General features: G+C 60.6%; 5 protein-coding genes and 1 rRNA gene. 2 read left to right on the plus strand and 4 right to left on the minus strand.

All coding sequences use genetic code 11. The features are described from left to right. Nucleotides 1–63: 63 nt before the first annotated feature. Both ACP7EG_RS13900 and ACP7EG_RS13905 read right to left on the minus strand, forming a co-directional pair. Complete coding sequence (locus ACP7EG_RS13900; protein WP_426088049.1) at nt 64–1,113, minus strand: aminopeptidase; 1,050 nt, start codon at nt 1,111–1,113, stop codon at nt 64–66. Between the two features lies 1 nt (nt 1,114). Continuing rightward, nucleotides 1,115–3,190, minus strand: coding sequence for a molybdopterin-containing oxidoreductase family protein (locus ACP7EG_RS13905; RefSeq protein WP_426088050.1), 2,076 nt, complete (start codon nt 3,188–3,190; stop codon nt 1,115–1,117). A gap of 205 nt (nt 3,191–3,395) precedes the next feature. Between ACP7EG_RS13905 and ACP7EG_RS13910 the strand changes: the two genes are divergently transcribed. Beyond that, nucleotides 3,396–4,589, plus strand: a complete 1,194-nt coding sequence (locus ACP7EG_RS13910) for a M20 aminoacylase family protein (protein ID WP_426088051.1) — start codon at nt 3,396–3,398, stop codon at nt 4,587–4,589. Here the strand turns inward: ACP7EG_RS13910 and ACP7EG_RS13915 are convergent. Further along, complete coding sequence (locus ACP7EG_RS13915) at nt 4,586–5,488, minus strand: NAD(P)-dependent oxidoreductase (RefSeq protein WP_426088052.1); 903 nt, start codon at nt 5,486–5,488, stop codon at nt 4,586–4,588. The two genes, ACP7EG_RS13910 and ACP7EG_RS13915, sit on opposite strands and share 4 nt — an antisense overlap. Nucleotides 5,489–5,572: 84 nt before the next feature. On the opposite strand from ACP7EG_RS13915, the gene ACP7EG_RS13920 reads away from it, so the two are divergent. Further along, nucleotides 5,573–6,145: an acyloxyacyl hydrolase gene (locus ACP7EG_RS13920; protein WP_226939462.1), complete on the plus strand. Its 573-nt coding sequence runs from the start codon at nt 5,573–5,575 to the stop codon at nt 6,143–6,145. A 276-nt stretch (nt 6,146–6,421) separates the two neighbouring features. Here ACP7EG_RS13920 and rrf read toward each other — a convergent pair. Then, a 5S ribosomal RNA gene (rrf, locus tag ACP7EG_RS13925) occupies nt 6,422–6,532 on the minus strand; the annotation flags it as partial.

Here is a 6,532-nt window from a genome sequence, read left to right on the forward strand (position 1 = left end):
GCAGCATGATAAATACGCTGTTACCGAATCGCTTGCCTCGCCGTACGGGACAATCTTTACGGGTCAGGGGCTGGACAATTGTTCCAGCGCATGCCTGCGCTCAGGCTTCTTGATCTGGGCCATTGTGTGCACTGCAGCATAAAAAGCACGAAAGTTCTTTTTTTCTTCCAGCAATTTTTTGAAGGCAGGCAAAAATTCATTGTAGGTCGACACGGAAGCGAGGTGCGCATTGCTCAATGGCTGCTCGAACCAGCGGTCGTAACCGGCAAAACCACCCCAGTCTTGCTTCAATACCTGATACGCGTCTTGCAATGCCGCAAACACCTGCGCCTTGCGCGCGCGCTTGTCCGCCTCGCTGGCGCCGCTCGCATACACGGCCTCCAGCTTGCCCCGGTATGTCAGCAGCAAGGCCAGAAAATCCTGGCGCCGCGCCGCATACTGGGCGTATGACGCGCGCATGGCGTCATTGCCCTCGCGCGCCAGCCAGCGCTGCACGCCCGCCTCTTCCACGGCACTGGCAAACGACTCGTTGAAGGCCGAATCGCCGGGCACGTACACCACCTGGTGCGCCAGCTCATGGAAGATCAGGCGCGCCAGTTCCGCATCGTTGTAATTGATAAAGGTCGACAGCAGGGGATCATCGAACCAGCCCAGGGTGGAATACGCGGGCACACCGCTCACCTGCACGTCGTAATGCTGGGCCCGCAACTCCTCGGCATACGCGAGTGCCTCTTCCTTGCTGTAATAGCCACGATAGCTGACGCAGCCAGCGATGGGAAAACACCATTGCAGCGGCTGCAGCGACAATTCCGGCGTGGCCACCACGTTCCACAGCACAAATGGACGCCGCAGGGTAGCGTAGTTCTTGTAACTGCCATTGTCGGGCAAGTCCAGCTCGCTGACGGCAAAGCGGCGAATTTGCTGCGCCTTGGCCAGACGCACTTTCAGGCGCGGCTCGGTGGCCGGGTCGTCCAGCCAGGCATCGATGGGGCGCGCGCCGGACCACAAGGCATATTGTCCCTGCGCCGCTTGCGTGTAGTAACGCAGCTGCGTGCAGCCGCTCAGCAGCAGGCACACCGTGCCGACAAACAAGCAGGCCGGCCAGCGCAGCATGTCAGGCAACCTTTTCCACTTCGACCAGCGTATCGTAGAAGGTGGGCGCGCGGCCCATGTCCGTCAGGCGCTGGCTGGTCACTTCATTGGCGTTCTTGCCATCGCTGGCGAGTTTCTTCCACCATACGGACAAGCCCACCACCAGGCCCCGTCTCGCCTTGTCCGTGACCCTGGCCTTGGCCACAAAGCTGCCACGGTCATTGAAGATGCGCACCATATCACCGGCGGCGATACCGCGTGCGGCAGCATCATCGGGATGAATATCGAGGTGCGGCTCGCCTTCGGCTGCGCGCAGGCTTTTCACGTTGACGAACGTGGAATTGAGGAAATTGCGCGCCGGCGGGGAAATCATGGCCAGCGGGAAACGCGCCGCCAGCGCGGGATTGCTGGCCAACGATTCGTGCGGCGCAATGTAGGTCGGCAAGGGATCGAGTCCCGCCTGCGCCATGGCGCTGGAATAAAACTCGCACTTGCCCGATGGCGTGGGGAAACCACCCTCGGCAAATGGCGCCTCGGGCATGGCCAGCTTTTGCCAGCCCGTGCGCTTTAGCGATTCCCAGTCGAAATGCACGGCACGCGCATCCGTCACATCGAAGGCCTTGGCTGCCAGCGCATCGTCGCTTTCCTGGAAGCACGGATCATCAAAGCCCATGTATTGGGCCAGCAGGCGGAAGATTTCCGTATTCGCCTTCGCTTCGCCCAGCGGCGCCACGGCCGCATTGTTCGCCATCATGTACAGGTGGCCGTAGGTGGAGTGCGCATCGACGTGTTCGAGCTGCGTGGTGGCGGGCAGCACGATGTCGGCGTAATCGACGGTATCGGTCTGGAAATGTTCGAGCACGACCGTAAACAAGTCTTCACGGGCAAAGCCCTGCGCCACTTTCGAGGAATCGGGCGCCACCGCCAGGGGATTCGAGTTGTAGACGATCACGGCCTCGACTTGCGGGCCGAACTCGATGGAACTTTCTTTCAATAAATCGTCGCCGATGGTGCTCATGTTGATGGTGCGCGGCATGCCTTTCAATAAATCCGGTCGCTGCAAGGCCTTGCGGTTGACGGGGAAGGAACCCGAGCTCGACAGCTGCATGCCGCCGGCAGGATGGCGCCAGGCGCCCGTCAGGGCTGGCAGGCAAGCGATATTGCGCACGGCCATGCCGCCGCCATGCACGCGCTGCACGCCGTAGTTGGTACGGATGGCGGCGCCCTCGCCAGAACGGCACGCCTGACCGTACAGGCGCGCCAGTTCCAGCACTTCCGTGGCCGTGATGCCGCACACCTCGGCCACGCGCTCGGGCGGCCATGCCATAGCGCGCTGTTTGAGTTCCGCATAGCCCACGGTGTAGCGGTCGATATAGTCCTGGTCAACCAGGTTTTCCGTGATCAAGACATGCATCAAGCCCAGCGCCAGGGCCGCATCGGTGCCGGGCAGCAAGGCGATATGCTGGTGGCATTTTTCGGCCGTCAGCGAGCGATACGGGTCGATGGCGATCAGGGTGGCGCCATTGCGCTTGGCTTCCTGGGCGCGCATCCAGAAATGCAGGTTCGAGGCAATCGGGTTGCCGCCCCAGATAATGATCAATTTCGCGTTCTGGAATTGTTCCAGGTCCGTGCCGATGCTGGCGCCCACCGTGTAGCGGTAGCCGGTGGCGCCGGCCGAGGCACAGATGGTGCGGTCCAGCAGGGAGGCACCGAGCTGGTTGAAAAAGCGCGACGACATCGACTCGCCCTGCACCAGGCCCATGGTACCGCAGTAGCTGTAGGGCAAGATCGCCTGTGGATCGCGCACGGCGATCGGTTTCAAGCGGGCCGCGATGGTCTGCAATGCTTCTTCCCAGCTGATGCGCTCGAACTTGCCCTCCCCCTTCTTGCCCACGCGGCGCAGCGGATGCAGCAGCCGGTCCGCATGGTAGGTGCGTTCCGTGAAGCGCGACACCTTGGTGCACAGCACGCCAGCCGTGGTCGGGTGATCAGGATCGCCCTTGACGGCTGTTGCCACGCCATCGGTCACGGTGACCAGCAAGGCGCAAGTATCGGGGCAGTCGAGCGGGCAGGCGGCGCGCACTTGGGTGGTGGTCATGGTGCAATCCAAAAACGTTGGGGGAAGGCGATACTGTAAACCATTCCGCGCGCTTGCTGTTGGCGCCGTGGCAAGCTGGTCCGTGCGCTGGATTTACCCGGCAAACAAGGGCTACAATGCATGATTAGCCGAGCCTGTTTTTGATCAAACAGCGCGGTCCGGCGCGCCATACATTGCTGCGTGCCAGCATCCACAGGAGAGTTCCATGAAACTAGTTGATCCCATCTTGGCGTTTCAATCCGAGCTGCAAGGTATCCGCCGCGACCTGCATGCGCACCCCGAGCTGTGCTACGAAGAACAGCGCACCTCGGACGTGGTCGCCGCCAAACTGACGGAATGGGGCATTCCCGTGGTACGCGGCCTGGGCCGCACTGGTGTGGTCGGCATCATCCAGCATGGCACCTCGACACGCGCCATCGGCCTGCGCGCCGACATGGATGCCTTGCCGATGCAGGAAATGAATACCTTCGAGCATGCTTCGCGCCACCCGGGCAAAATGCACGCCTGCGGCCACGACGGCCACACGGCCATGCTGCTCGGTGCCGCCCATTACCTGGCGCAGCACCGCCATTTCGACGGCACCGTGTACCTGATCTTCCAGCCGGCCGAAGAGGGCGGCGCCGGCGCGCGCGAAATGATCGAAGACGGCTTGTTTAGCAAGTTTCCCATGGATGCCATCTACGGCATGCATAACTGGCCAGGCGCGGAAACAGGCACTCTGAGCGTGGTCGCAGGGCCGATGATGGCGTCGAGCAATGAATTCCACGTCACCGTCAAAGGCAAGGGCGCGCACGCGGCCCAGCCCCACAAGGGCATCGATCCCGTGATGGTGGCCGTGCAAATCGCGCAAAGCTGGCAAACCGTCATCACGCGCAACAAGAGCCCGCTAGATACGGCCGTGCTGTCCATCACGCAAATCCATGCGGGCAGCGCCACCAATGTCATTCCCGACGATGCCAGCCTGGTCGGCACCGTGCGCACCTTCACCACGCCCGTACTGGACCTGATCGAAGAGCGCATGCGCGAGATCGCCGTGCATACGGCCGCCGCCTTTGGCGCCGAAGTCGATTTCCACTTCAAGCGCAACTATCCGCCGCTGGTCAACCATGCGAAAGAAACGGCGTTTGCCATCGAGGTGATGAAAAGCGTGGTGGGGGCCGACAAGGTCAACGCGAATGTCGAACCGACCATGGGCGCGGAAGATTTCGCCTTTTTCCTGCAAGAAAAGGCCGGCTGCTACATCTTCATCGGCAATGGCGATGGCGAGCACCGCGATGGCGGCCACGGCCTGGGGCCATGCGTCTTGCACAACGGTAGCTACGACTTCAACGACCATCTGCTGCCCATCGGCGCCAGTTTCTGGGTCAAGCTGGCCGAAGCGAGCTTGCCCGTCACTTAACTGAGCTTGTCAGGGCCGTCACCGAGGCGCTGGCCCGGATTCAACGCTTCCAGGGCCAGCAAGGCCGCCGCATGGTCGGCTGTCGGGTGGCTCGTGGCGAGGGTTTCATAGCGCTGCGTCACCAGTTGCGTCACCGGCAAGGTGACGTGCGCCGCTTCGGCCGCCGCGAGGATGTTGTGCATATCCTTGATCTGGCTCTTCACCTGCCCACCGGCAATAAAATTGCGCTCCAGCATGCGCTGGCCATGTACCTCCAAAATCTTGCTCTCAGCAAAACCGCCGCGGATGGCTGCCCGTACGGCGCTCGCATCGGCGCCAGCCGCCTGGGCCAGCAACAGCGCTTCGGCCACGATGGTCAAGGTGGCACCGACGATCAGCTGATTGCACAGCTTGGCCACCTGTCCGCTGCCGGGCGGGCCCACCAGAGCCGGTCGGCCCATGGCCGCCAGAATCGCCTCAACCCGCGCGTATTCGCTGGTGCTGGCGCCGGCCATGATGGCCAAGGTGCCCGCCTGCGCCCCGGCGACGCCGCCCGACACGGGCGCATCGATGAAGGCATGGCCTGCCGCGTGCAAGGTGGCATGAAATTGCTGGGCTTCCGATTGCTTGGTGGAACTCATATCGATCCACAACGCACCAGCGGACAAGGCCGGTAACGCCTCTTGCAGCACCTGCGCCACGATGGGACCGGCTTCCAGCATCGAGATGACCACGTCCGCACCGCTGACCGCCTCAGCCACGGAAATGGCTGGCTGCGCTCCTGCCGCACGCAGGACTTCGGCCTTGCTGTGCGTGCGATTCCAAATTGTGACAAAATATCCAGCGCGTAGCAGGCACCGGACCATCGGATCCCCCATCAGACCGATACCGAGAAATGCGATTTTTGTAGAGAATGTCAATTGAACCCCTGATATCAACAAGTGGCGAGAGCGGCATGCAAAGCAAGGTGCCTGTACAACAATAGCCTATCGGCCAATTTTACGATGAAAGCCTCTATGTTCTTCAAGAAGAATCTCCTCAAATCCATCGCCGCCGTTACCGCGCTGATGGCGGCCAACGCCGGCTTTGCCGCCGACGACAAACTGATCGACTCCGTCTACGGCGAATATGCCAAGGGCGTGAAGGTACAAATGGTACGCGCCGGCGTGACCTCGAACTGGGATAAGGCCTGGTTTGTATCGAATGGTACGCAGCTGAGCGGTTACTGGGATGCCAGCATCGGCGGTTGGGATGGCAAGAGCTATCGCAACGTCCCTGGCCAGCATCAAAAACTGTGGGATCTGGGCTTTACTCCCGTATTCCGCTTTGAAAACACAAACAAGCTGGGTTTCTATGCGGAAGGCGGTATTGGCGTACACATGCTGTCCAAGCTGTACGATAACGACGATAACCGTCTGTCGACCCACTTCCAGTTCGGCGACCATATCGGCGTCGGCTATATCTTCAATAACAAATGGGAAGTCGCTGCGAAGATCCAGCATTTCTCGAATGGCGGCTACAAAAAGCCTAACAGTGGCGTCAATTATATGAATGTCAAAGTCGCTTATCACTTTTAATGGGTTTGATAAATGACAAAGGCAGCGCGTAGCGCTGCCTTTTTTTTGTCTGATGAACAGCCGGGGTCAGCCCCTCAATGCCGCTAACGCAAAGGTCATTGCTAACGCGCGAGGCGGGGGGATGCGCCCCAGTGGGGCACATCCCGATCACGAAGTGTCTGACCCCAGCCTTCGCTTGGGGCTAACACTAAATCACCAGACGAAAAAAAACCCGACCATTGCTGATCGGGTTTTTCTCAAGGAGAAACAGCCGGGGGCTGTTTCACCAAATAACAAGCCTGACGATAACCTACTTTCACACTGGTTGCAGCACTATCATCGGCGCAAAGTTGTTTCACGGTCCTGTTCGGGATGGGAAGGGGTGGGACCAACTTGCTATGGTCATCA

The sequence above is a fragment of the Janthinobacterium sp. PSPC1-1 genome (assembly GCF_049897625.1).
In the GTDB taxonomy this organism is placed as follows: domain Bacteria; phylum Pseudomonadota; class Gammaproteobacteria; order Burkholderiales; family Burkholderiaceae_D; genus Janthinobacterium; species Janthinobacterium tructae.

What these genes read in the sequence shown, in the direction of transcription:
- ACP7EG_RS13900 (WP_426088049.1), bottom strand. Translation starts at nt 1,113, where the DNA reads ATGCTGCGCTGGCCGGCCTGCTTGTTTGTCGGCACGGTGTGCCTGCTG.
- ACP7EG_RS13905 (WP_426088050.1), bottom strand. Translation starts at nt 3,190, where the DNA reads ATGACCACCACCCAAGTGCGCGCCGCCTGCCCGCTCGACTGCCCCGAT.
- ACP7EG_RS13910 (WP_426088051.1), top strand. Translation starts at nt 3,396, where the DNA reads ATGAAACTAGTTGATCCCATCTTGGCGTTTCAATCCGAGCTGCAAGGT.
- ACP7EG_RS13920 (WP_226939462.1), top strand. Translation starts at nt 5,573, where the DNA reads ATGAAAGCCTCTATGTTCTTCAAGAAGAATCTCCTCAAATCCATCGCC.